Annotated in this window: 18 protein-coding genes and 1 tRNA gene; 7 read left to right on the top strand and 12 right to left on the bottom strand. The window is 68.3% G+C overall.

Annotated features, from left to right (window positions below; genetic code table 11):
- Positions 1–9 precede the first annotated feature (9 nt).
- Positions 10–1,242: an O-antigen ligase family protein gene (locus tag ACTQ49_RS09400; RefSeq protein WP_441827584.1), complete on the bottom strand. Its 1,233-nt coding sequence runs from the start codon at positions 1,240–1,242 to the stop codon at positions 10–12.
- Between the two features lie 82 nt (positions 1,243–1,324).
- Between ACTQ49_RS09400 and ACTQ49_RS09395 the strand changes: the two genes are divergently transcribed.
- Positions 1,325–2,638, top strand: coding sequence for a lipopolysaccharide biosynthesis protein (locus ACTQ49_RS09395; RefSeq protein WP_441827583.1), 1,314 nt, complete (start codon positions 1,325–1,327; stop codon positions 2,636–2,638).
- Positions 2,639–2,664: 26 nt separating this feature from the next.
- Here ACTQ49_RS09395 and ACTQ49_RS09390 read toward each other — a convergent pair whose 3' ends face one another.
- The 5 genes from ACTQ49_RS09390 to ACTQ49_RS09370 all read right to left on the bottom strand — a co-directional run bounded on the left by ACTQ49_RS09390 (position 2,665) and on the right by ACTQ49_RS09370 (position 9,652).
- The gene (locus ACTQ49_RS09390; protein WP_441827582.1) at positions 2,665–4,020 is read right to left on the bottom strand and encodes a hypothetical protein; all 1,356 of its coding nucleotides are present in this window, start codon (positions 4,018–4,020) and stop codon (positions 2,665–2,667) included.
- 67 nt (positions 4,021–4,087) lie between these two features.
- Positions 4,088–5,194 carry a hypothetical protein gene (locus ACTQ49_RS09385; protein WP_441827629.1) on the bottom strand — a complete coding sequence of 369 codons (1,107 nt, stop codon included), beginning with the start codon at positions 5,192–5,194 and terminating at the stop codon, positions 4,088–4,090.
- A 96-nt stretch (positions 5,195–5,290) separates the two neighbouring features.
- Positions 5,291–6,778, bottom strand: a complete 1,488-nt coding sequence (locus ACTQ49_RS09380) for a glycosyltransferase family 87 protein (protein ID WP_441827581.1) — start codon at positions 6,776–6,778, stop codon at positions 5,291–5,293.
- Positions 6,779–6,780: 2 nt separating this feature from the next.
- A complete protein-coding gene (locus tag ACTQ49_RS09375) occupies positions 6,781–9,240 on the bottom strand; it encodes a transglycosylase domain-containing protein (RefSeq protein WP_441827580.1) in 2,460 nt (819 codons plus the stop codon).
- Positions 9,233–9,652 (bottom strand): DUF5318 family protein, encoded by a 420-nt coding sequence (locus ACTQ49_RS09370; protein ID WP_441827579.1) that lies wholly within the window; start codon positions 9,650–9,652, stop codon positions 9,233–9,235. The genes ACTQ49_RS09375 and ACTQ49_RS09370 overlap by 8 nt, the downstream gene beginning before the upstream one ends.
- A gap of 97 nt (positions 9,653–9,749) precedes the next feature.
- Between ACTQ49_RS09370 and ACTQ49_RS09365 the strand changes: the two genes are divergently transcribed.
- Entirely contained in the window at positions 9,750–10,643 is an 894-nt protein-coding gene (locus ACTQ49_RS09365) for an aminodeoxychorismate lyase (protein WP_441827578.1), read from the top strand.
- 108 nt (positions 10,644–10,751) lie between these two features.
- Here ACTQ49_RS09365 and ACTQ49_RS09360 read toward each other — a convergent pair.
- Positions 10,752–10,827, bottom strand: a tRNA-Ala gene (locus ACTQ49_RS09360).
- A gap of 121 nt (positions 10,828–10,948) precedes the next feature.
- Here ACTQ49_RS09360 and ACTQ49_RS09355 point away from each other — a divergent pair.
- The gene (locus ACTQ49_RS09355) at positions 10,949–11,233 is read left to right on the top strand and encodes a glutaredoxin domain-containing protein (protein WP_441827577.1); all 285 of its coding nucleotides are present in this window, start codon (positions 10,949–10,951) and stop codon (positions 11,231–11,233) included.
- A 157-nt stretch (positions 11,234–11,390) separates the two neighbouring features.
- Here ACTQ49_RS09355 and ACTQ49_RS09350 read toward each other — a convergent pair whose 3' ends face one another.
- The 3 genes from ACTQ49_RS09350 to ACTQ49_RS09340 form a co-directional block, all read right to left on the bottom strand.
- A complete protein-coding gene (locus ACTQ49_RS09350; protein ID WP_441827576.1) occupies positions 11,391–12,557 on the bottom strand; it encodes a metallophosphoesterase family protein in 1,167 nt (388 codons plus the stop codon).
- A gap of 266 nt (positions 12,558–12,823) precedes the next feature.
- A complete protein-coding gene (locus tag ACTQ49_RS09345) occupies positions 12,824–14,386 on the bottom strand; it encodes an alkaline phosphatase D family protein (protein ID WP_441827575.1) in 1,563 nt (520 codons plus the stop codon).
- Positions 14,387–14,463: 77 nt separating this feature from the next.
- Positions 14,464–15,756, bottom strand: coding sequence for a glucose-1-phosphate adenylyltransferase family protein (locus ACTQ49_RS09340; RefSeq protein ID WP_441827574.1), 1,293 nt, complete (start codon positions 15,754–15,756; stop codon positions 14,464–14,466).
- A gap of 242 nt (positions 15,757–15,998) precedes the next feature.
- On the opposite strand from ACTQ49_RS09340, the gene ACTQ49_RS09335 reads away from it, so the two are divergent.
- Positions 15,999–17,372 (top strand): glycoside hydrolase family 16 protein, encoded by a 1,374-nt coding sequence (locus ACTQ49_RS09335; RefSeq protein ID WP_441827573.1) that lies wholly within the window; start codon positions 15,999–16,001, stop codon positions 17,370–17,372.
- A gap of 190 nt (positions 17,373–17,562) precedes the next feature.
- On the opposite strand, the gene ACTQ49_RS09330 is transcribed toward ACTQ49_RS09335, so the two are convergent.
- Complete coding sequence (locus ACTQ49_RS09330; RefSeq protein ID WP_441827572.1) at positions 17,563–18,951, bottom strand: ABC transporter permease; 1,389 nt, start codon at positions 18,949–18,951, stop codon at positions 17,563–17,565.
- The gene (locus ACTQ49_RS09325; protein ID WP_441827571.1) at positions 18,948–19,733 is read right to left on the bottom strand and encodes an ABC transporter ATP-binding protein; all 786 of its coding nucleotides are present in this window, start codon (positions 19,731–19,733) and stop codon (positions 18,948–18,950) included. Before ACTQ49_RS09325 ends, ACTQ49_RS09330 begins: the two co-directional genes overlap by 4 nt.
- Positions 19,734–19,943: 210 nt before the next feature.
- Here ACTQ49_RS09325 and ACTQ49_RS09320 point away from each other — a divergent pair, with 210 nt between their 5' ends.
- The 3 genes from ACTQ49_RS09320 to ACTQ49_RS09310 are packed head-to-tail and all read left to right on the top strand — an operon-like array spanning position 19,944 to position 22,268.
- Entirely contained in the window at positions 19,944–21,320 is a 1,377-nt protein-coding gene (locus ACTQ49_RS09320) for a sensor histidine kinase (RefSeq protein ID WP_441827570.1), read from the top strand.
- Positions 21,317–22,045 carry a response regulator gene (locus tag ACTQ49_RS09315; protein WP_441827569.1) on the top strand — a complete coding sequence of 243 codons (729 nt, stop codon included), beginning with the start codon at positions 21,317–21,319 and terminating at the stop codon, positions 22,043–22,045. Before ACTQ49_RS09320 ends, ACTQ49_RS09315 begins: the two co-directional genes overlap by 4 nt.
- A 49-nt stretch (positions 22,046–22,094) precedes the next feature.
- Positions 22,095–22,268, top strand: coding sequence for a hypothetical protein (locus tag ACTQ49_RS09310; protein WP_441827568.1), 174 nt, complete (start codon positions 22,095–22,097; stop codon positions 22,266–22,268).
- The last annotated feature ends 332 nt before the right edge of the window (positions 22,269–22,600 follow it).

Genomic DNA, 22,600 nt, shown 5'->3' with positions numbered 1-22,600 from the left:
CAGGGGGGGTTACGCGCTCTCTGCCGGGCTTGCCACCGCGGCGAAGAGCACCAGCCACCACCAGAAGCTGACCCCGAAGTTCTTGAGCAGGTAGGTGTCGAAGAGGAAGGCCCCCAGACTCGCCACCAGTGCCATGGCCGTCATTAGCGCCAGGGCGCTGCCGCCCTTCCACAGCCGCAGCATGGTGACCACCAGCATCGCCAGGAAGGCCAACAGGACGGCGAATCCCACCAGCCCCAGTTCCACCAACACAGCCAGATAGGTGGAGTGAGGGCTGTTCAGCACCAGACCCCACTGTGTCTTGATCATCAGGCCACCCGGGGCGGGGATCATCTTGATGTCCAGGGCGTACCACGGCCACAGCTGGCCCGATCCGACGCCCAGCACCACATTGTGTGCGGACTCCCGCCACACCTCCAGCGCCAGCGTGAGGTTCTGTTGGCGACGCGGTTCCGACAGGAGCATCAACCGCTGCAGCCACGGGACGAACGCGACGAGCAGCCCGAGCACCGCGGCGGCCACCACCGCCACGCGGCCCACCCACTTCCCCAGCCCCTGCTGCAGGGCCCAGACGGCCAGCAGCGCCGCAAAGAGCACCAGGCAGCCGAGCCCGGCCCGGGAACCGACCGCGACGATGAGCAGCGCAGCCACCGCCGCACCGCAGGTGCTGGCCACCCTGCGGTAGCCCGCCACGGCGCAGCCCAGGAAGATCGCCAAGGTGGTCAGCAGCACCACGTGATAGATGGCGGCTCCACCCATCCCCGTGGAGATCCGCGACGAGTTGTGCACCCGCACCGCGCGCGGCCAGTTGGCCACCGAACAGACCAGAACCACCCAGCCGGTGGACCACAGGTGGACACGACGGATGACGGCTGAGAAGGACAGTGCGGCCAGCATGGTCAGCACGGCAGTGAGCACCGGTACCACCAGCACGCCGCGGCTCACCTGGATCCGCTGCGCGACGGGGGGTTCGAGTACGAGTGCCGTCGCCAGCGCCCAGCCCATCATCACCAGGAAGGCCACCACCATCCATCGGACCTCGGCGCGCATCCGGCGCAGGTGTCCTGGGAGCCAGGGAAGACAGAGCAGCGTCAGCAGGCAGAAACCCACCAGGTAGGCGCTGACCAGAGCGGGTTGCCCGTCAAGACCGCGACGCAGGTCGAAGAACTCCATAACCGCCACGATCGGCAGCAGCAGCCACCCCAATGATCCACGGATCCTGTCCAGGCCAGCTGTTCCCATGATGGGCAAGTGTAGGCTGCCACTCTGTCGAGACCCGGCGCGGCGCGTCGCGTGGTCCGCCACCACGACCCAGGAGCACACGTTGACCCAGAACCCTGCCGGGGAGACCACTCCAGCCAGCGCGTCAGGACGTCTGGCGAAGCTGCGCAGCAGCACCTTCCTGCGGCACGTGCTGACCTTGATGACGGGAACCGCCGGATCGCAGCTGCTGCTGATCGCCGCCAGCCCCTTCATCGGCCGTCTGTACACGGACCACGAATACGGCGCCTACTCGATCATCTTCTCCCTGGCCACCGGAATCATGACCATTGGTGCCCTGCGCTATGACATGGCCGTCGTGATGCCCCGGGAGGACTCCGACGCCCGGGCGCTGGTGCGGTTGTCCACCCGCCTGGCCCTGGCCGTCTCGCTGGCCGTGTGCCTGGTGATGACGATCTGGGCGACGCCGATCGCCAACCTGTTGCGTCGCCCGGAAGTGGCGCCCTACCTGCCCTTCGTCGGTCTGCTGGTGCTGGCCATGACGCAGATCTCCAGCCGGCAGTACTGGCTCAACCGTCGCACCCGCTACAAGGAGATGGCCCGCAACCGGATGGGCCTTCAGGCCAGTACGGTGACCACCCAGCTGGGCGCCGGCGTGGCCGGCATGGGTGTGCTGGGCCTGGTGCTGGGCAGCGTGGTGGGCCAGTGGTTCAGCGCACTGAACCTGTGGCGCCTCACTCACAAGGAGACCGCCCCCCAAGCGGGCGACTCCACCCGCAAGGTGGCCGTCGAGTACAAGAAGATGCCGCTGCTGAACGGCCCGAATGCGGTGGTGGACCAGGTGCGTCTTCAGGGCATCAGCCTACTGCTGTTCGCTGTCTTCAGCTCGGCGGTCTTCGGCCAGTTCGCCATAGCCTGGCGGCTGCTGCAGGCCCCCATTGGACTCGTGAACGGTGCCTTGGGGCAGGTCTTCTACCAGAAGCTGAGCACCACTGAGCGAGGACGGATGTTCCAGCTGGTCCGCTCGACGATGGTGCGCTCGCTGGCGATCGGCATCATCCCCTTCGGTCTGATCTGGCTGCTCTCCCCGTGGATCTTCCCCTTCTTCCTGGGCTCCCGATGGGGCCTGGCTGGCCAGATCGCCCAGACACTCGTGCCGTGGCTGTACATGAACTTCGCAACCTCGCCGATCAGCAATCTGTTCGTCGCGGTGCGTCGCCAGGGCGTCATGTTCATCTTCGCCTGCTTCTACATGGCGGTGCCGTTGGGTCTGATCTGGCGCTACCACAGCTCCGTACTGCAAACCATGAGCTATGTCTCGTGGGGCATGGCAGGACTGCTGGTGATCTTCCTGTTGTTGGCGCTGCTGGTGGCCAAGCAGTACGACGGCGATGTCGGCGAGCGGGACCGGGACTGACCGGCGGTCAGCAGGGGGCCTCGAACTCAGGGGCGTGACGGTGACTGCGGCGCCGGCTCCTCCTCGTCACCCAAGACCGATCGCCGGCCCGTCGACGACGGTCCCTCCGGGTCAGACGTGCCCAGATGGGTCGCGAGCACCAACCACCACAGGAAGCTCACCGCGAAGTTCTTGATCAGGTAGGTGTCCAGGAAGAAGGACAAGATGGTGGCCACCAACACGATGCGAGGCATCTGGGAGACACGGCCGGCCTGCTGCCAGCCACGCACCACGGTCAGCACCAGCGTGACGAACATGACGACGAGCAGGATCAGGCCCACCAGGCCCAACTCCACGATGGCCGACAGGAAGATCGAGTGCGGATTGGTCAGCAGGTGCCCCACGGAGGTGGACCGCTGACCCAGCCAGTTCTTGTGCAGCCGCCCCGTCTCGAAGGCAAGCCACGGCCACACCCGGCCTGCCCCCACGCCGATGACCACCTCTGAAAAACCGGAGCGCAGGATCCGACTGGACGCCACGATGTTCTCCCAGCGCCGCTCATCCATCAGGCTGAACAGCCGCCGTGAGGTGGGCACCACTTGACTGACCAGTACCAGGAGGACCGCCAGACCACCCGAGCCGACCAGCACCCTGCGGGCATCACCCGCACGCGCGGACCAGAGCACCAGGAGGGCGACGGCCAGGCCCAGGGTCAACAGCCCGGCCCGCGAGCCCGACGCCACAGCCAAGGCCACCGAGACAGTCGCGAGGACGGCGCTGGCCATCCGTCGACGTCCGTTCACCATCGCGTCGAGGAAGATGCCCGCACACAACAGCAGCCCGACGTGGATGACCGCAGCCCCACCCATGGCCGTCGAAAGACGGTGCACCTCACCATTGCGCACGGCGCGCCACCAGGCGAAGGGAGTGCACACGATGATGGACACTGCGCCCCACCACAGGGCCTCGATGCTGCGTCTTCGCCCCATGGCCAGGACGAGACCCCAAGCGGCGGAACAGACCAAGGCGGCCTGCAGCAGCGGGACGGCGCGATAGCGGGGCTCCACGTGGAGGGCCCACGCTGCGTCGGTCCACGGCCGCACAATGGTGCCAAGCCCCCAGGCAATGAACAGGGCGAAGCTGGCCAACAGCACCCGGGCGGGGCCGTTGACATCATGTCGGCGACGCCACAGGATGGGCAGCGTCAGACAGGTGATGGCGCCGTACAGCAACAGTTCCAGACTCAGCACCCCGTGCTCACCGTGGATGTCACGTCGCAGATCGAACAGGGTGAGCGTGGCCAACAGGGGGACGAGCCCCCAGGCGCACAGGGACTGGATGACATGGCGCGGCATGACATGGCGCGGCCCGGGCGCGGTGAACTGCGCAGACGGGGTGGCCATTGCACCACCCTACAAGTGATCCCCTCCGGGGTTGGCCTACAAGTGATCCCCTCCGGGGTTGGCCCCGTCAGCTCGCCCAGGCGCCGGTGAAGTAGAGCCACGCCCACCAGAGCATGGCGACGACGCTCGCCAGAGCGAACAGCACCACCCCAATCCGTGCGGCGGGCACACTCCACGACGGCCATCCAGGAGTGCGGCCGGGATCGTCGACGGGCCGGGTGGTCCAGGATCCGGGCCAGCCGTGGCTGGCCAGCAGCCCCATCAGCAGCCAGATCGGGAACCACAGCAGCACGGCGCGATTGACGCTCATGAACCAGTAGCTGGTGGCGAAGGCGAAGACCTGGACCCCCACGAAACCGGCCTGGGCCCAGCTCCTGCGCCACAACAGGACCGCCGCGGTGACGGTGCCCACCAGCATCGAGACCACCTCGAGGGCGAAGACCCAACCCACCATCGGCCGGTCCGGCCACTTCTCCGGCCGAGCGGCGTCCAGGGTGTGGCGCAGGGCGTCGACGGGATTGGTGAAACCGCGGTTCCAGCCGGACTGCTGCGCCTCGAACCAAGCATTCCACGATCCGGTCAGGTGGTGCAGGTAGGCAATGTAGGCGAACAGCACGACGGCGGCGCAGGCGACGAGGACGACGTCCAGCAGCCGTTGCCGCCAGCTGCGGGAAACCTGGGTGAGGGCCAGCAGGCCCAGGCCACCAATCAGGAAGAGCCCGGAGACGCGGAAGGCGCAGGCCACCCCGGCCAGCACCGCAGCCTGACCCCACTTGCCTCGCGTGCCGCGTTCCCAAGCCCAGAAGGCCGCTGCGCAGAAGGGCGCCTCGGTGTAGGCGATGGAGGTGAAGACCGTCGTCGGGGCGAAGAGCCACAGGCTGGCCGCCACTGGACCACCCAACCTCAGCAGCGCCCAGGCCGCCAGCGCCGACCCGACCGCCGCAATGCCGACGCCCGCCAGGCCCATCGGAATGGCGAAGGTGTCAGCCAGCCGCAACAGCAGCGGCAGACCCGGGAAGAAGGCACGGTCGATGGGGTTCGCATAGCCCACCGTGGCGATGGCCTCGAAATGCGCGACATCCCAGGCACTCAGCAGGTCATGCCCTGAACGGTTCTGGGTGACCATCACCAACAGGGCCACCAGCAGCAACAGGCCACGGCTCAGCAGCCACATCCGCGCCACCCACCAGGCCTCCAGGGAGCCGGGAGTGGCATGCTGCGGTGGCTCTCGGCGCAGGATCGTCGACACGCGCACCTCTCGTGGATCGGGTCAGGAGTGGTCTGGGTGGGAGTTGTGGGCTTGAGGCTCTTCGTCCTCCACCCCCTGCAGACTATGACGATTCACATCGCCGGTGGCGGCGGCGCGGCCGGTGTCCCGTCCGCCCACGGCAGTCGACGCATCGGGGCAGTGATCGAGCACCCCGCCCACCGGATCGTCGACCGACGCCCCCCGCACCGGGTCCAGCCAGGGCCGTCGGACATCGCGGGCCACCTGCCCCACCAGCCACAGCAGGACGCCCCAGCGCAGGACCACCGCGGCCAGGTAGACCACGTCCGGCCCACCGTCACCGGGCGCCGAGTCGCCGCCCAGATGGGCCCACACGGCCCACCAGTAGAGCATCTCCGCGACGGTCCACACGGCCCAGTCCCGCACGCACGGTCGGGCCAGGGCCACGAGCGGCACCAGCCAGAGCACCTGCTGCGGGGTGTAGCCCTTGTCCACCAGGAGCCACCCGGCCACCAGCAGGAAGGCCGCCTGACCCACGCGGGGGCGGCGCGGCGCACGTCGGACCAGATTGGCCACCCAAGCTGTCCACGAGGCCATCAGGAGCAGAACGATCACGGACAGGGCCGGCAGCGCCACCCCCAGCTGTGCCAGGACATACCAGAGCGACCCCAGGTCGGCCTGCTGGCGACGCCACGTGGTGGCCACCGTCGCCCAAGCATCCGGCGTCGCGAGCGCCAAGGGCAGGTTGCACGCAAGCCACGTCAGCGCAGCCGCACCCGCCCCCCTGCGCCAGGCCCGGCCCTGCCCGGCCCGACGGCACAGCAGCCACAGGCTCAGCAGCACCAGGACGGGCCAGATCCCCGCCGAGACGGCCAGGCCGAGGAGCACTCCGCTGGTCCTCTGGTGACGCAGGGCCCAGGCGAGCAGTGCAGCGCTGGTCAGACTCGCACCCAGCAGGCTCCAACTGACCAGGCCAGAGGTGAACACGAGCGGGCAGGCCGCCACCAGCAGCGCGTCCCAACTGCGGAAACGGCCACGGGGCCTGGTGGCCAGACCAGCGGCGGAACCACGGCCCAGCAACAGGTGGCAGGCCACCATCGCCTGCAGGCAGAGGAACAACAGCACTGCCGTGGTGAGGAAGAAGAGCTCTGCTCCGGAGAGCAGCTGGGCGGCGGACTGGCCGGGAACCTGCTCGGCACCAAGGCCGCGCGAGACCAGCATGGCCAGCGCGATGAGGGCGCCCACCAGGGGCGGGTGCTCGATCGCCGCATCCAGATAGGGCCAGCCGCCCGACCCCACCGATGTCGTCTGGTACAGGATCGGGATGTCGGAATAGCAGAGCCGGATGAAGGCATCCACCGGCTCCTCCGGCGACGGCTGGCGGCACAGCGCATGGCGTTGCAGGGCGAGCAGCCACAGCAGGGTGGCGATGCCGAAGGCCCAGGGCGCGGGATTGCGCCACACTCCTCCTCCTGCGGCATGGGATCCGATCGGGCCGCCCAGGCGACGGTCCAGGTCAGAGGGGCTCACGCTCACCCATTCCCGTCACCGCCGGTTCCACCGTCGCTGCCGCCGCCGTTGCCGTTTCCGCCGCCGTTGCCATTCCCATTGCCCGGCGCAGGGCCCCCGCCCTGACCGGGCGCCTGCTGGGTGACGCGCTGGGTCGGCTGGGTGACGGGGTCGGGCTGGCCGGGTGCCGGAGCCTGGTCCAGACCCGGATTGGCCGTCATCTCGGGCGGCGGGGCCTGCGTCTGGTCCTGGGTGGGCTGCGGGGCCGGCTGATCGGTCGCACCACCGTCGGTGGGTGCCGTGCTCGGCTGTGTCTCCTGGCCAGGCGCCCCGCTGGGCTGCTCGGCGCTGGGCGCACCGGCCGGCTGGGAGCTCTCGCCTCCGGACGCGGGCTGCGAGGTCTGCGACGGCTTCGGCTGGGCGGTGCGCGTGGGCGGCGGCGGCGGCACGTAGACCTTGCCGATCTCCTGACCGTAGTTCACATTCTCCGCCTCCGGGAAGGCCTTCCATGGCTGGCCGTCCATCGCCTCGCGCATGAAGTCACGCCACACCATGGCCGGATAGGTGCCGCCGAAGAAGGTGCCGTCACCGGGGCGCTTGTAGTCGTCGAGCGCGCCATTGCCGTCGTCTCCGGCAACGAACATCACGGCCGTGGAGATCTGCGGGGTGTAGGCGACGAACCAGGCGGAGTTGATGATGTCCTCGCCGTTGCGAGTGATGCCATTGGTACCGGTCTTGCCGGCCACCTGGAAGCCCAGGTTGGCCACCCGGGCACCGGTACCGCCGGTGACGACGGAGCGCAGGGCGGAGGTCACATCACGGGCGACGTCCTGCTCGATGCTCTGCTTGCCCTCGGTGTCCGCCTGGTAGACCACCTTGCCCTTGGAATCCTTCACCTCGGCCACCACATGGTTGGCCACATGGACGCCGTCATTGCCCAGGGTGGCGAAACCCCCGGCATTCTCCAGGGGGCTGACCTCCGCCATGCCCAGCGCGACGCGGCCATTGGCGTCCCAGCCCTCTCCCTTGGGGACACCGGCGTCATTGGCGGCCTTGATGACCTCCTGGGGACCGTTGTCGATCTTCTCCGTCATGTCCACAAAGGCGGTGTTGATGGAGTCGGCCAGCGCCTTGCGCAGGGTGACGGTGCCGTACTGGTGACGGAACTCGTTGCGCACGGGAACCGAGTCGCCACGGGGCGTGTAGGTGTTGCCATTCAGGCTCGAGCGCAGGCTCATGCCATTGCGCAGGCCAGCGACGGTGGCATAGGCCTTGAAGGTCGAGGCCGACGGACGATCGGTGGTGGCCCAGTTGCGGGTGTTCTCGATGTAGTCCTTGCCGCCGTAGACGGCCAGCACCTCACCGGTGCCCACCTTCACCGACGCAATGGCCGGATGCAGCTTCTTGGCGCCGCCACTGCCGTTCTGGCCCACCAGGTCCTTGTACTTGTTGCCCACCGTGACGGCCTGGTCCTGCATCGCCTTGTCGAAGGTGGTGGTGATGGTCAGGCCGCCTCCCTCGATCTGTCCCTGGGTGAAGCCCTTGGCCATCAGCTCGTTCTGCACCATCTTCAGCAGGTAGCCATTGGTTCCGGCCCACCGCTGGTTGAGCGGGATGTCGGGGAAGGTCGGCAGTGCCTTGGCCCATTGGTCGTGCTGGGCCTTGGTGATGTTCCCGGCCTCGAGCATGCCCGACAGAACGTAGCGGTAACGCTTGAGCAGCCGGTCCTTGTTGCCCTTGGCTGCCGACGGGTCATAGATCGACGGGTTGTTCAACACGCTGGACAGGACCGCGGCCTGCGGCACGGTGAGGTTCTTGGCGTCGGTGTTGAAATAGCTCTTGCTGGCCGCCTGCACGCCATAGGCGCCGCGGCCGAAGTAGATGGTGTTCAGGTAGCCCTGGAGGATCTCCTCCTTGGGCATCTGCTTGCCCATCTTCACCGCCAGCGCCAGCTCGCGCAGCTTGCGGGCCATGGTGCGGTCCTGGCTGAGATAGAGCACCTTGATGTACTGCTGCGTGATGGTGGAGCCGCCCTGCACCTCACCACCGCGAGCGATGGTCCAGGCGGAGCGCACGATGCCGCTGGGCGAGATGCCACGGTCATTCCAGAAGTCGCGGTTCTCGGCCGCCACCACGGCGTCCTTCATGCTCTGCGGGATCTGGGAATAGGTCAGGCTCTGCCGGTTCTGCACCGCGAAACTGCCCAACTTGGTCTTCCCGTCGTTGTAGTACAGGAAGGTGGTGTTGGTGGTGAACTCCTTGTTCGGGTCCGGCAGTGAGGTGCGGTTGTAGAAGACCAGACCGGCGATCGTCACGAGCAGGGCCATCACCAGGATGCCGATCGCGAGCACGCCGGCAATCCGCTTGGCGATGGCGCCCTTGTCCTTCGAGCCGCCGGAACGCTTGGCGGGGCGAGCCCCCTGCGTCCCGCGGGGATCCTCGCCCCGCCTGGGGCGGGGATTCTTCGCGATCTTGTCAGCCATAGATGTCCTCGACGGTTTCTTGACGGCGCGGAGCTCGACGCTTGAGCCCGTCGCCCAACGTGTAGGTGGTCACGAGGTGGTTCCAGAAGCAGTCGGGGCAGACCTCGACCACCCGAACCTTGAACTCCCCGTACTGGTCCTGCATCTCCACCAGTACCTCGGTGGACTTGATGCGGCCGCTGAACTGACCCAACTGGTCACCAAAGACGTAGTTGAGGTTGGTCAGGCGTTCACCGCCGCAGACCGGGCAGTCCTCGTCGCTCGCTTCCCCGTGGTGCAGGGCGGAGCGCACCAGCAGCGGATCGGCATCGCACGGCCCGTTCTCCTCCAGGGCACGCACTGGCGACTGCAGCGCCACCAGTGCACGACGACGCTGCAGCGCATGACTCACCACCTGACGCTGCGACCACATGCGCCCAGAATAGGTGGGCCCCACTGACACCGCACTGAGACGGCTGCCACCCGCCCCGGTGCTCCGGCTTTCCCCACGCTGCACATAGCCTTGTCCAATGAGATCCAAGGATCAGGAGACCGACCGCCGCGCCCCCGCCCAGCTGGTGGCCGTCCAGGGACGGGGTGTCCTCCCGGCCAAGAAGCACGTCGCCACCGCCGATGACCTGGGCCTGACCCGGGGCGACGGCGTCTTCGACGCCACCCGCGTCGTCACCGCGTCGGACGGGGTCAGCCGGGTGGACAACCTGGGCCTGCACCTGGACCGTCTGGACCGTTCCCTGCAGAAGCTCGCCGGGGAACGGATCGATCGCGACGCGTGGCAGCAGCTGGTGGACGAGGCGGTCGTCAACTGGCGGCACCCAGGAGAGTCGGTGCTCAAGATGATGCACACCCGCGGCCCGGAGAGTGCCAGCGGATTGCCCCTGATGGTGCTGACCATCACGCCGATGAGCGCCGCGGCACTGGCCGCCCGCGATGGCCTGCGCATCACGACCCTGTGCCGTGGCACCGCCAGCGATGCCCACCGCGACGCCCCTTGGCTGCTGGGCGGCGTCAAGACCCTCAGCTACGCCACCAACATGGCGGCCGGGCGTGAGGCCGCCCGCCGAGGGGTTGACGACGTGCTGTTCACCAGCACCGATGGCTACTGCCTGGAGGGCCCCACCTCGTCGCTCGTCGTTGCCCGCGACGGCGTACTGCTCACGACGCCCCACGAGGGCACCGGCATCCTCGACTCGATCACCCAGGCCGTGATCTTTGCCAAGGCCGCGAAGGACGGCTGGCGCACCGAGTACAAGCTGATGAAGCCCAAGGAACTCGCCAAGGCCGACGGCGTCTGGCTGGTCAGCTCCGGACGCGGCGCCGCCCCGGTGCTGGAGCTTGACGGCAAGCAGCTGGCGCAGGATGCCAAGCTGACCCGCAAGGTGAACAAGTACGCCGGTTTCCGCTGAGCCGGTCCACGCACCCCGGGGCATGGCGGACATCGCGCCACCCGAACATGGCGAACATCGCGCCACCCAGACATGGCGAAGGGCCCGCCATCGGCGGGCCCTTCGTGGTGGTGGAGCGTACGGGGTTCGAACCCGTGACCTATTGCTTGCAAAGCAATCGCGCTACCAACTGCGCCAACGCCCCGTCGTCCGTGAGGACTACCCAGAAAGTCTACGCGGTGGCCCGGCCGTCGGCAAAAGCAACCCTGCCACAGACGGGTCGCACGGTTGTCATGCCCATCGCGGAGGCGGCAGGATCAGCTTCCATGAGCAGTGACCAAGACCGCACCCACGCCGAGGCCAGTGCCCTGCGCGGGCCCAGCCATGCCGTCGTCTACTGGCGTCCGGGCTGCCCCTACTGCCAGGACCTGATGGCCGGACTCAGCCCCGACGACGAGCGAATCAGCCTGGTGAACATCTGGGAGGACGCAGAAGCCGCAGCCTTCGTGCGCAGCGTTCAGGACGGCAACGAGCTGGTCCCCACCGTCGTGGTGGGTGAGCAGGTGCTCACTGCCCCCAGCAGCCGACAGGTGATCGACGCCCTGGCCTGAGGTCCGTCCCGGCCCTCAGGTGCTTCCTTGACCTGGGTTGCATGTCCGCATGGGTGGCACCTCTGGTCTGGGTTGCATCCTTCGACTGGGTGGCACCTCTGGCCTGGATGCCGATCCCCGTCCAGGGACCGGCATCCAGACCAACAGGTCCGCAAGCTCAGAAGGGCAGCGGGGTGGGTTCCGCGATGCGGATGTTCTCGACGGTGTCGACGTCGATGCCCAGATCCTTGGCGTACAGGTTACGGGTGGTGAACTCGCCGGGCTTGCGCTCGTTGAGCTCGAAGACGCGGCAGCCACGCAGGTGGTGCTTCTGGGCGCCGTCCAGGCCATAGGTGCCGTAGCCGGTACCGGGGCCGTAGCCCAGGTGAACACCGAAGTAGTTGCCCTCGTAGGTGTTGATGTGGTCGTGGCCGAAGTAGATGCCCATCACGTCGCCCTGCTCACGCACGGTGTTGTAGATGCCCGAGTTGAACTGGCTGACGTACTCGCGCTCATTGCGCTGCGGATCGGTGATCTGGTGCTTGACCAGCGCCTTCTCGTGGCTTTCGTCGGTCCAGTCCGTGGGCGATCCGTACCACATGAAGCGGGTCTCCCAGACGGGGATGTGCATCCACATCAGGCCGGGCACGGGGCCGCCGTTCTGCTTGGCCAGCTCGATGCTCTGCTCGCGGTACCAGGCCACCTGGTCTGCATGGAGGGTCTCGTAGGTGTACTCCTCCACCTTCTGGCCGTCCAGGGTCTCCTCCTCGTAACGGCCCGAGTCCAGCAGCCACAGGGCGGCAGCGGTGCGCTTGGAGCGACGCCCGGCGATGGGAACCATCACATTGGCGTGGCCGCTCACGGCGTCGTCGCGGACATTCATGTTGTGCTCGTAACCCAGCAGGAAGTTCATGATCTTCTGCTCGGTCATGCCGGACTTCTTGACGGAGTCCTCGTCGTGGTTGCCGAAGGTCAGGGCCCACGGGATGCGGGCATTCTCCACCGGGGCGATCACATTGTTGTAGGCCTGCTTCACCTGCAGGGCCGAGGCGGGGTCGCCGTTGATGACATCACCGTTGAACACGACGAAATCGGGCTTCTCCTGGGCGATGGCCTTGGTGATCAGCTCGATGGTGCGCTTGTCGGTCAGGTGGGTGTCCTGGGTGTCGTTGAACTGGATCACCTTGAAGGTGCCGTCCTGGCGGAAGCGCAGCTGCGCGGCCTTGGGGTGCTTCTTGCGACCCTTCTTGGGGGCGGCCTCGGCGTGGTTGGCGCCGACAGCGGCAGCGGTGATCCCGGCGCCGAGGGCGAGCACGCCGCGACGTGCGACGGTGGGTGTGGTCATGGAGTCCTCCTGGGGGATGGGTGACGATGACTGTGCGTGCGGCAGCACGAACACGTCCACCCTTGCGCCCGGCGGTGACCTCCAGCACACCGTTGGATGACGATCTGGGGAACGTCGGATTCCCTTCCTGCACAGCCCTTCAGCCGCTGTCGAATCAGCCCCTGATGCCATCGGGACACCACCAGGACGCGTCGGATCCCGTGCCCGGGGAAGGACACGGGATCCGACGAGCGCGGACCGGTTCGCTGGGGACCGGCCAGCTGGGGTCAGCGCTGGGGCTGCAGCTCCTTGGTGTAGAGCACCTCACCCAGACCGTTGCGCAGGCTGACGGTGAAGGTGCCGGCGCGATCGATCTCGACGTGGCCGAAGAACATCGCCTTCTGGTTGCGGGGCGACTGCAGGATGTACTCCGGCAGTCCCTGGAAGAGCACCTGCGGACCGAAGGTGGAGTCCATCTTGTTGGGGCCGAAGCCACCGGCGCTGATCGGACCCGCGACGAACTCGTAGAAGGGGTCGAAGTCCTGGAAGGCCGCCTTGGCCGGGTCGTAGTGGTGCGCGGCGCAGTAGTGCACATCAGCGGTCAGCCACACCACATTGCGGATCTTGCGACGCTTGATCTCGCGGAGCAGGTAGGCGAACTCCAGCTCGCGTCCCTCCGGGCCGCCCGGACGACCATTGGAGATGGCCTCCACATTGTCACCATCGGGGACGATGATGCCGATCGGCATGTCTGCGGCGATCGCCTTCCAGGTGGCCTTCGACTTTTCCAGGCCGTCGAGCAGCCACTCCACCTGCTTGTTGCCGAGGAAGGCGCTGCGCGCCTCGCCGGCAGCCTCCTCGTTGGTGGAGCGGTAGGTGCGCATGTCCAGGCAGAAGACGTCCAGATGGGCGCCACGGGCCACCTTGCGGTAGAGCTGCGGCTGCTGGCCCAGATCCTGACGACCCCGGCCGTGGCGGTCGGAGATCGGCATGTACTCGAAGAAGGCCTGGCGGGCGCGGGCGGCCAGCACGTCGACGCGCTTCTCGATCGCGTAGCGATCGTCGGTCAGGACCTCGCCCGGGTACCAGTTGTTGGTGGTCTCGTGGTCATCCCACTGGCTGATGACGGGCACGTCGGCGTACATGGCGCGCAGGTTGTCGTCCATCAGGTTGTAGCGGTAGCGGCCGCGGAACTCGTTGAGGGTCTCGGCCACCTTCTCCACCTCGGGGGTGGTGATGTTGCGCCAGATCTGGCCGTCCGGCTCCTCCACCTCGGGCAGGATCGGGCCGTCGGCGTAGATGTTGTCGCCGGAGTGGATCAGGAAGTCGGGACGCAGCTCGTGCATGGCGCGGTAGGCCACCATCCCACCCAGATCGGGGTTGATGCCGTAGCCCTGGCCCGCGGTGTCACCCGTCCAGACGAAGGTCTGCGGAGCGGTGCCCAGCGAGGGGGTGCTGAAGTGGCCGGTGCCCACCTGACCCCGGCGGCCATCCATGTCCTCGAACTGGATCCGGTAGGTGTAGTCCTGGCCGGGACGCAGTCCGCGCAGCTCCAGCTTGGCGGTGAAGTCGGTCTTCTGGGTGGCCCAGGGGCCGGGGACGGTGCGCCAGGAACCGCGTCGGCCGGAGGCGGAGACCTCCACCATCATGCGGCCGGGACGCGAGGTGCGCGACCACACCATGGCGCCGCGGGCGGTGACGTCACCGGCCTGGACACCGCTGGGCAGGGTGTTGCGGGAACGGACAAGGGCGGGGGTGCCATGAGCGGCGTCGACCGTCGGGCCGAGGGCAATCAGTCCGGCGCCGCCGAGGGCGCCACCAAGCAGGGTGCGACGAGAGGTCTGGGTCATGACTCCAGCCTGACGAGCCCCAATGACCTTCAGCTGAGCTTCAGGTGAACTTTGTCACAGCCCTGCGGAACACACGGTCACAGCCCTGCGGAACGCACGGCTGTTGCCACCGAGTCCCCTGGATCGAGCCGCGCCCCAGCCGGGAGATGCGCACCGTCGGGCACCTCCGCAGCCATGCCGATCAACGTCAGCTCGTCGGACATCAGTCTGGACTCAACCCCCAAGGGCTCCTCGGAACCCACTCGGGCACCGGCTCCCACCTTGGCCTCCGCGTCGATGATCGACCAGCCCACCCGGGCGTCCGAGCGCACCGTCACACCACGCATCAGGATCGCGTCGTGCACCACGGCCCCGGCCTCCACCACCACGTCGGGGCCGATGACGCAGCGCTCCACACGGCCGTGGATCTCCGCGCCATTGCCGAGCATCGAGTCCCGCACCGTGGCCCCCTCGTGCACGCGGGCGGCGGCTCGCACCGGCGAGGCCGTGCAGATCGGCCAGTCGCGGCGGTGCAGGATGTCCACCTCGCCGGCCAGCAGGTCCTGATGGGCGCGGAAATAGGCCGACGGGCGGCCCAGATCGCGCCAATAACCCACCAAGGGGTGCGCCACCACCTGTCCACGGTCCACGAGGGCCGGCAGCAGGTGCTCACTGAAATCCCCCAGCCCCGAGTCGCGGTCCGGGGCACCGGGCGAGAGCTTGCGGTGCAGCTCCTCAAGGGTCTCCACCAGCACGTCGGGCTCATACAGGAAGACCTCCGAGGCGACGGTCTCGGTGTGCGGCTCGTCGGGCTTGTGGTGCACCCGCGTCACGCGCCCGTCGCGGTCCACGTCGACGACGGTGTGGTTGCCCGCCTCTGCCCTGGCCATGGTGGTGGTGACGACGGTGCACTCCGCCCCCGCTTCGCGGTGGGTGCGGACCACCTCGCGGTGGTCGATGGCATAGACGTGGTCGGCCGAGAGCACCATCACCAGAGTCGGGTCGTGCTGCTGCACCAGCTTGCGGATCCGGAAGAGCGCATCGGCATTGCCGGTCGCCATGCCCTCCTCGTCATCCCCGATGCCCTCCTGGGGCGGGAGGACCCTCAGCCCGCCACGGTTGCGATCCAAGTCCCATGGCCGGCCGTGCGAGAGCACGTCGTCCAGGCTCGACGCCTGGTACTGCACCACCACCCAGACATCGCGCACCCGGCTGTTGGCCAGGTTGGACAGGCAGATGTCCAGGAGGGAGAAGACCCCACCGAAGGGCAGGGTCGGCTTGGCGCGACGTTCGGTCAGCACGTCCATCCGGCTGCCCTTCCCGCCCGCCAGGACGATGGCCAGGATGCGTTCCGAACTCCGGACGTCAGGGGAAGCGCTGTTCGAGGTCATGGGCATCACGCTATCCGCCCGGCAACCAGCACCACCTCACCCCTATGGACGCAGGAAACGCGACACTCTGAAGAGTTTTCAGGAATCTCTAAGGTCAGCTACTGTGATGACGGCGCCACTCGCTGGCACCGAGCCCAGGCCACCGGACTCGAACGGCCCCCGATGATTCGAACCGGTTGCTGCACGGCCGCGAGAATGTCGCGGCCCGGGACCCACCCCACCTCTCACCAGCAGGAACAGACATGACCACTCATCGCCCGCTCCTCCGCTCCCGCCTGCGACGCGGCCTGTCCGCCTCCGCAGCCCTGATCATGGCCCTGGCACTCCAGCCCGGTGCCGCGGCCGAGGCCAAGGCCGAACCCACCGCCACCGCGTGGGCCGACTTCCGCACTCCCGTCCCGTGGAATGCCGAGAAGGACGACGTGCAGTTCTACGTGGCCACACCGTCCATCGGCAGCTCCCAGGTGGGCCAGCAGGTCACCCTGAATGCCGAGGTCCCCGGCCTGGACTGCGAGGCGGTCAGCCTGGGCCAGTCCGGTCCCCGCGGCTGGTCCGCCACCAAGTCCACCTCCGCCACCTGCGACGGCGAACAGGCCAAGCACACCATCACCGTCGACGAGTCGATGGTGGGCGCCACCGTCTTCCTCAACGGCTGGGCCGCTGCCGAGGGCAGCCCCGACGTGACCGTCGAGGGCGAGGTGCAGCAGCAGTCCGGCACCCAGCGCGTGAAGGCCACCGCCACCGGCAACCCGAATGCGGGCAAGCCCACCACCGTCCCCACGGCTACTGCCACGCCGACCGTCGCGCCCAGCCCCACGGCACAGCCCACCATCGCTCCCAGCCCGAGCGCCGCCCCGAGCACCCCGACCGCGACGCCCACCCCGTCGCCCAGCGCACCGGCCCCCACCAGCCCCGTCGATGAGAAGCCCACCTTCGTCGAGGAGTTCTCCTCGTGGCCGGCCGGCTCCAACTACAACGCCAACAAGACTCTTCGGATCAACGGCGACTGGCAGGGCAGCGGCGGCAACATGCTGATGCGGTCCAATGTGGAGGTGGCCAATGGCCACGCCACGATGATCAGCCGCGCCAACCAGAAGTCCGGCGCCGAGATGCAGACCAACCCGGCCAACCTGGTCGGCAACGGCTACTACGAGACCAGCATGCAGATGTCGGCCACCCCCGGAATCCTGTCCGGCATGTTCTTCATCGCCAAGGACTACGGCTTCCCCGAGGTGGACATGGAGATCCGCAGCGCCGACAACGGCCCGGGCAAGCGGCACAGCATCTTCTACTCCGTGCACTACGCCGGCGGCGGTCACCAGTACAAGGAGGTCTTCCTCCCCTTCGACCCGTCCGACGGCTTCCACACCTATGGCTTCCTGATCAAGCAGAACTCGATCAGCTTCTACGCCGACGGCAAGCACACCCACACCTGGGACAACCTGCCCACCAACCTGGGTGCCGGCAGCGAGCCGCAGGGCTACCTGATGACCAACTCGTGGGCCCAGAACAGCGAGTGGGTGGGCCCGCTGCCCGCCACCGACACCCGCACCCGGATCAACTGGATCCGTCACTGGGCCGACGTCGCCGAGCCGAAGTTCACCCCCGCCCAGTGATCCTGACCCAGTGATCACGACCCAGTGATCCGGCATCCGCCGGAGCTGGCCAGAACTGGACAGTGCCCGGTCCCGCAGCACGCGGGGCCGGGCACTGTTGTATTCCGGACACCTGGAAGGACCCGGCGTGGTGGCCCGATGGAGCTGACCTGGCCGTGCCCGGGCCGGACCGGGCCGACCCAGATCATGGCTACTCCTGGCGCACCAGCCCGTCGGCGAGCACCTGCCGCAGCGTCATCCTGCTCGCCGTCAGGGAGGCGGCAACCGTGAACAGGCCGGCCACCAGCACCAGCGCGACCGTCAGGAAGGCAGCGGGATCCACACTGGCGCTGGCCAGTCCCAGCGGGAGCACCACGGCCATCGCCGCAGCCGCCGAGAGCAGCACCACGGCCACCACGGGGCGCAGCACCGAGCGTCGACGTGCCGCATCCACCAGATCCGCTGGCATGCCCAACATGTCGAGACCCACGTAGAGCGGGCGACGGTCCAGGACGGCGGCGGTCTGGTTGATCCCCACACTGCACGCCACCGTCACGAAGCTGATGGCCAGCGTGAGCAGCACGCCGGTGCGGGTGTCGGCGGCGACCATCAGGTCCTGGGGATTCTGCCCCTGGGCCGAGCCCACCAGGGCCATTCCGACGCCCATCAGCACGCCGACGAAAGTGGTGGCGCCCAGGGCACCCACCTGCCGCCAGGTCTGCTTGGGGTCCTCGAGCACGGAGCGAGCCGCCAGCAACTGGACCGGTCCCTTGGCCCGCTTCAGGTCGAGCCGGGCGATGGCCGCGACGACGAACGGACCGGCCAGGTTCACGGCCAGCAGCGGCGCCCCGAACATGAAGACCATCATCACCACCGCGGCGGCCATGCTGGCGGCAAAGCCGATCAGTTTGGCCAGCACGGAGCACCCCAGAACCACCAGCACGGCGGCAACCAACCGCCCCTTCGACGACGTCGGGGCCTGCTGGCGGGTGCGCACACCCAGGGGAGTGACCTCGACCTTGCGCAGGCCAACCAATGCGCTGGCCACCACCAGCAGGACGATCACCAGCAGCGCGCCCAGCACGGGCAGCACGCCGATCCACAGGCTGCCTGCCCCGATCGGCCCGCCGGCAAAGCGCAACAGCCCGAAGACCGGTATCAGGGCCACATAGCCCAGCACGCCCAGGACACCACCCGCCAGGGCCATCAGCGCTGCCTCGGCCAGGGTCAGCAGCCGGATCGTCGCGGAGCTGGCACCCAGCAGCCGCAGCGAGCTCAGCCGGGTGTCTCGTCGCCGCGCGGAGAGTCGGGCCGCGGAGCCCGCCAGTGTCATCAGCGGGACCAGCAGAAGCACCAGCGCGACGACGGACAGGAATTGGTAGAGGCCCGCCAGCTCACCAGTCATCGAGAGGAAGTGGTGCACGCCACCGGCCACGGACAGGCTCAGCGCGCTCGCCACGGCCAGGGCAGCCACCGGCAGGGCCCAGCTGGAGCGGTCGGCGAGACTCGCCGGGCCCAGCAGGGACATCAGCTCACGCAGCACGGCGGTGCTCGACGGAGTCCTGCGCTCGAAGGATTCCCCCATGGGCAGGCTGGTCATGCCACACCATCCAGCACGGGCCGCAGCGGATTGCTGTCCCAGACCACCTGACCGTCCTCCAGGCGCACCGTGCGGGCACAGCGGGCGGCGACCTTCTCGTCGTGCGTGACCATCACGAGGGTGTGACCACGGCCCACCGTGGAGGCCAGGAGCGCCTCCAGGACCTCGGCCGAGGTCCGCTGGTCCAGGGCACCGGTTGGCTCGTCGGCGAACGTGACACCCGCCCCGGTGACCTGGCTGCGGGCGATGGCCACCCGTTGCACCTGACCGCCGGACATCTGCCCCAGACGACGCTCGTCCGCGCCCGCCAGGCCGAGCCGCGCCAGCCAGCCGCGGGCCTGCTGCTCGGCCTCCCGACGGCCAACCCCCGCCAGCATCAGCGGCAGCGCGGCATTCTCCAGGGCGGTGAGTTCCGGCAGCAGGAGGCCCTGCTGGAAGACGAAGCCGAAGCGCTCGCGCCGCAACTGGGCGCGCTGTTCCACGTCGAGGCCGTCCACCCGGACACGAGAGACCGCGTCATCCAACAGGATCTCCCCGGAGTCAGGAGCGAGGATGCCCGAGAGGCAGTGCAGGAGAGTGGTCTTCCCGGAGCCCGAGGGGCCCATCACCGCGACGGACTCCCCCGAGCGGATGGCCAGGTTGGCGCCGCCCAGGGCGACGGTCGTGCCATAGGTCTTCACGATGCCCAGGCCCACGAGCACCGGCTTCGGTGCAGGCTCGGGGACGGTACTGCCGGGGAGCTGCCGGGCTTCGGGCTGGCTGTGGTCGAATGCGGTGTCCATGGCACCAACCCTTCCGGCCGGACGTCTCGTCGAGCATCCGTCGGGTGTCTGGATCCCTGGCGCACGACAATCCACCCCCGGGATGAGACTCTCCATCCCGGGGGTGCAGGACTACGCCGGCACCCCCTCCTACGCTGGTCACACCGACGTCGCTGGGGATCGACGAATTGCCACCGGCACCAACGAGCCAAGCCACCAGAAGGGAGCGCGATGCCACCCGCCAGTACTGCCGCCACGGCCGACGGCCGGGCCGGGTGGCTGCACCGCTTCCTGCGCCCCAGGTGGGGCGACGCGCTGCTGGCCCTGCTGATGTGGCCGCTGGCCTACAGCGCCATCGCCACACCCGGTTGGGGTCCGCCCGAGCTGACCAATGTGGAGATGCACCTGTGGAGCCTGGCTTTCGCCCTGCCCCTGGTCTGGCGACGCACCTTCCCCTTCGAGGCCACGCTGGCGATCATCCCGGCGCACCTGCTGCAACTGGCGCTGATGGACAACTTCCTGCCGGCCAATGTCTGCGCGGCCATCATGGTCTACGCCTTTGCCCGCTATGCCGAGCCGCGCCAGGCGCGATGGTGCCTGTGGATGTCGCTGGCCTCCTGTCTGGCCGCCGGGATCGACTGGGGCCAGCCCTCCGATGTCTACCCGACGAACAGTTGGGATGCCGTCCTGATCCGCTCCGTCTTCAACGGTGGCGGCTGCCTGGCCGTGGTGGCCGCCTGCTGGTTCGCCGGCCAGTGGGCCCGCCAGAAGGACCTGGTGCACCAGTCCTGGCGGGAACGGGCCGAGGCCCTCGAACGCGAGCGAGCCCGAGGGGTCGCACTGGTGGCCCAGGAGGAGCGCAACCGGCTCGCCCGTGAGATGCACGACATCGTGGCCCATTCCCTGAGCGTCATCGTGGTGCAGGCAGACGGTGCGGGCTATCTGGCCGGACACGACGAGCTGGGTGATGCCGAGGCACGACTGGCCCAGGTCAACAGCGCCATCGCCACCATCGGCCAGACCGCCCGGACCGCGCTGGACGAGACGCGTCGGTTGGTCGGGGTGCTGCGCCAGGACGGCGAGGAGATCGAGATGGCCCCGGCCGCCACCCTGGACCAGATCGCAGACCTGGTGGCCCAGCTGCAGACAGCCGGAGCGCCCGCGACCTTCCACGTCGAAGGCGATCCCGCCGCCCATCCGCCCTTGGGCGAGGGAGCCCAGATGGCGGCCTACCGCGTGGTGCAGGAGTCATTGACCAATGTCCTGAAGCACGCGGGTCCGGGCGCCAGCGTCGACGTGACGCTCAGTCACGACGCCCGAGGAATCTCCTTGCGGATCGCCGACACCGGTTCGGGGCCGGGCGCGAGCACCGACGGCCACTACGGCGACGGTCTTGGCCACGGTCTGGTGGGCATGCGAGAACGGATGGCCGCCTGGGGCGGTCACCTCAATGCGGGACCTCGCAAGGGTGGCGGCTTCGAGGTGCACGCCATCCTGCCCGCCATGCCGCCGCCGGCCACCCGAGGAGTCGCACCTGCGCCCGGAGAACCCGGCCCGCCCCCACGACTCACCACCCCCCTGCAATCCGTCGAGAGGAATGTCCCATGAGCCAGGCCCCGATCAGGCTGCTGCTGGCCGACGACCAGTCCATGGTCCGCGCGGGTTTTCGGATGGTGCTGGATGCCCAGCCCGACATGACCGTCGTCGGCGAGGCCGGCAACGGGGCCGAGGCGGTGGCCGCGGCCGGTGAGGGCGTCGACGTTGTGCTGATGGACATCCGGATGCCCGTGATGGACGGGGTGGAGGCCACCCGGCGGATCTGCGGTGGCCATCCACCCAGGACTCCCGGACCTGTCGAGGGGCCCGGGATGCCCGCGCCCGTCGAGGGACCCCGCGTCCTGGTGCTGACCACCTTTGACCTGGACGAGTACGTCTACGCGGCCTTGAAGGCCGGCGCCTCGGGTTTCCTGCTGAAGGACGCTGGACCAGCCGAGCTCCTGGCCGCCATCCGCGCCGTGCACTCGGGCGAATCAGTCGTGGCGCCGTCGGCCACCCGACGCCTGCTGGAACGCTTCCTGCCGAGCCTGCCAGCCGGACCCGACGAGCGACGCAACAGCCAGGACAGACTGGCACCGCTCACCGAACGCGAACGGGAGGTCCTGGTGGAGGTTGGCCTGGGCCTCACGAACTCGGAGATCGCTGGGAAGCTCTTCCTGGCCGAGGCGACCGTGAAGACGCACATCGGGCACATCCTGGCCAAGTTGGATCTCAGGGACCGAATCCAGATGGTCGTGCTCGCCTACGACACCGGATTGGTCAAACCACAACCATGATGTGGCGTGGCTCTGTCCAACCACATGACGGACACCTTACATTTGCACCATGAATCCTTTTACCCCGAAGAAGTTCATCGCCACCATCGCCACCGCCATCGCCCTTGCGGGCGTCACGGCCGTCGCTCCCGCCCAGGCAGCTGACCGCGGCCTCAGCACCGTCAAGATCAGCTCCAGCCAGAGCGTCGACACCGACGGCTGGCGCATTCTCTGGTGCTTCTGATCCGCTGACCGTCGGGGCGCACGGGGCTGGCTCGAGACCAGCCCACCCACTCCGACGAGATGCGCCCGCCCCTGCACTCCCACACGAGGACGGGGAGGGCACCAGACGCACACGCCACAACCCGACCCCCACAAACCGATCCCCACAACCTGACCCCACAACAACAGCGGAGCGCGCGACACCACCCGGGTGTCGGGCGCTCCTCGTTCTCCGAGCAGGTCCCCGTTACCTTGCTGGTGACCCCGTAGGGAGGGGTCACGGTCGCCGGGCCCGGCATGACTCAGTGCCCCTGTCTCACCAATGATCCGGGGGGTGTTGTCACCGGGCCTGGT

Source organism: Luteococcus sp. Sow4_B9, assembly GCF_052116585.1.
Taxonomy (GTDB): Bacteria; Actinomycetota; Actinomycetes; order Propionibacteriales; family Propionibacteriaceae; genus Luteococcus.
Note: the sequence above shows the minus strand (reverse complement) of the source record. Positions and strands in the feature narration are given on the sequence as shown.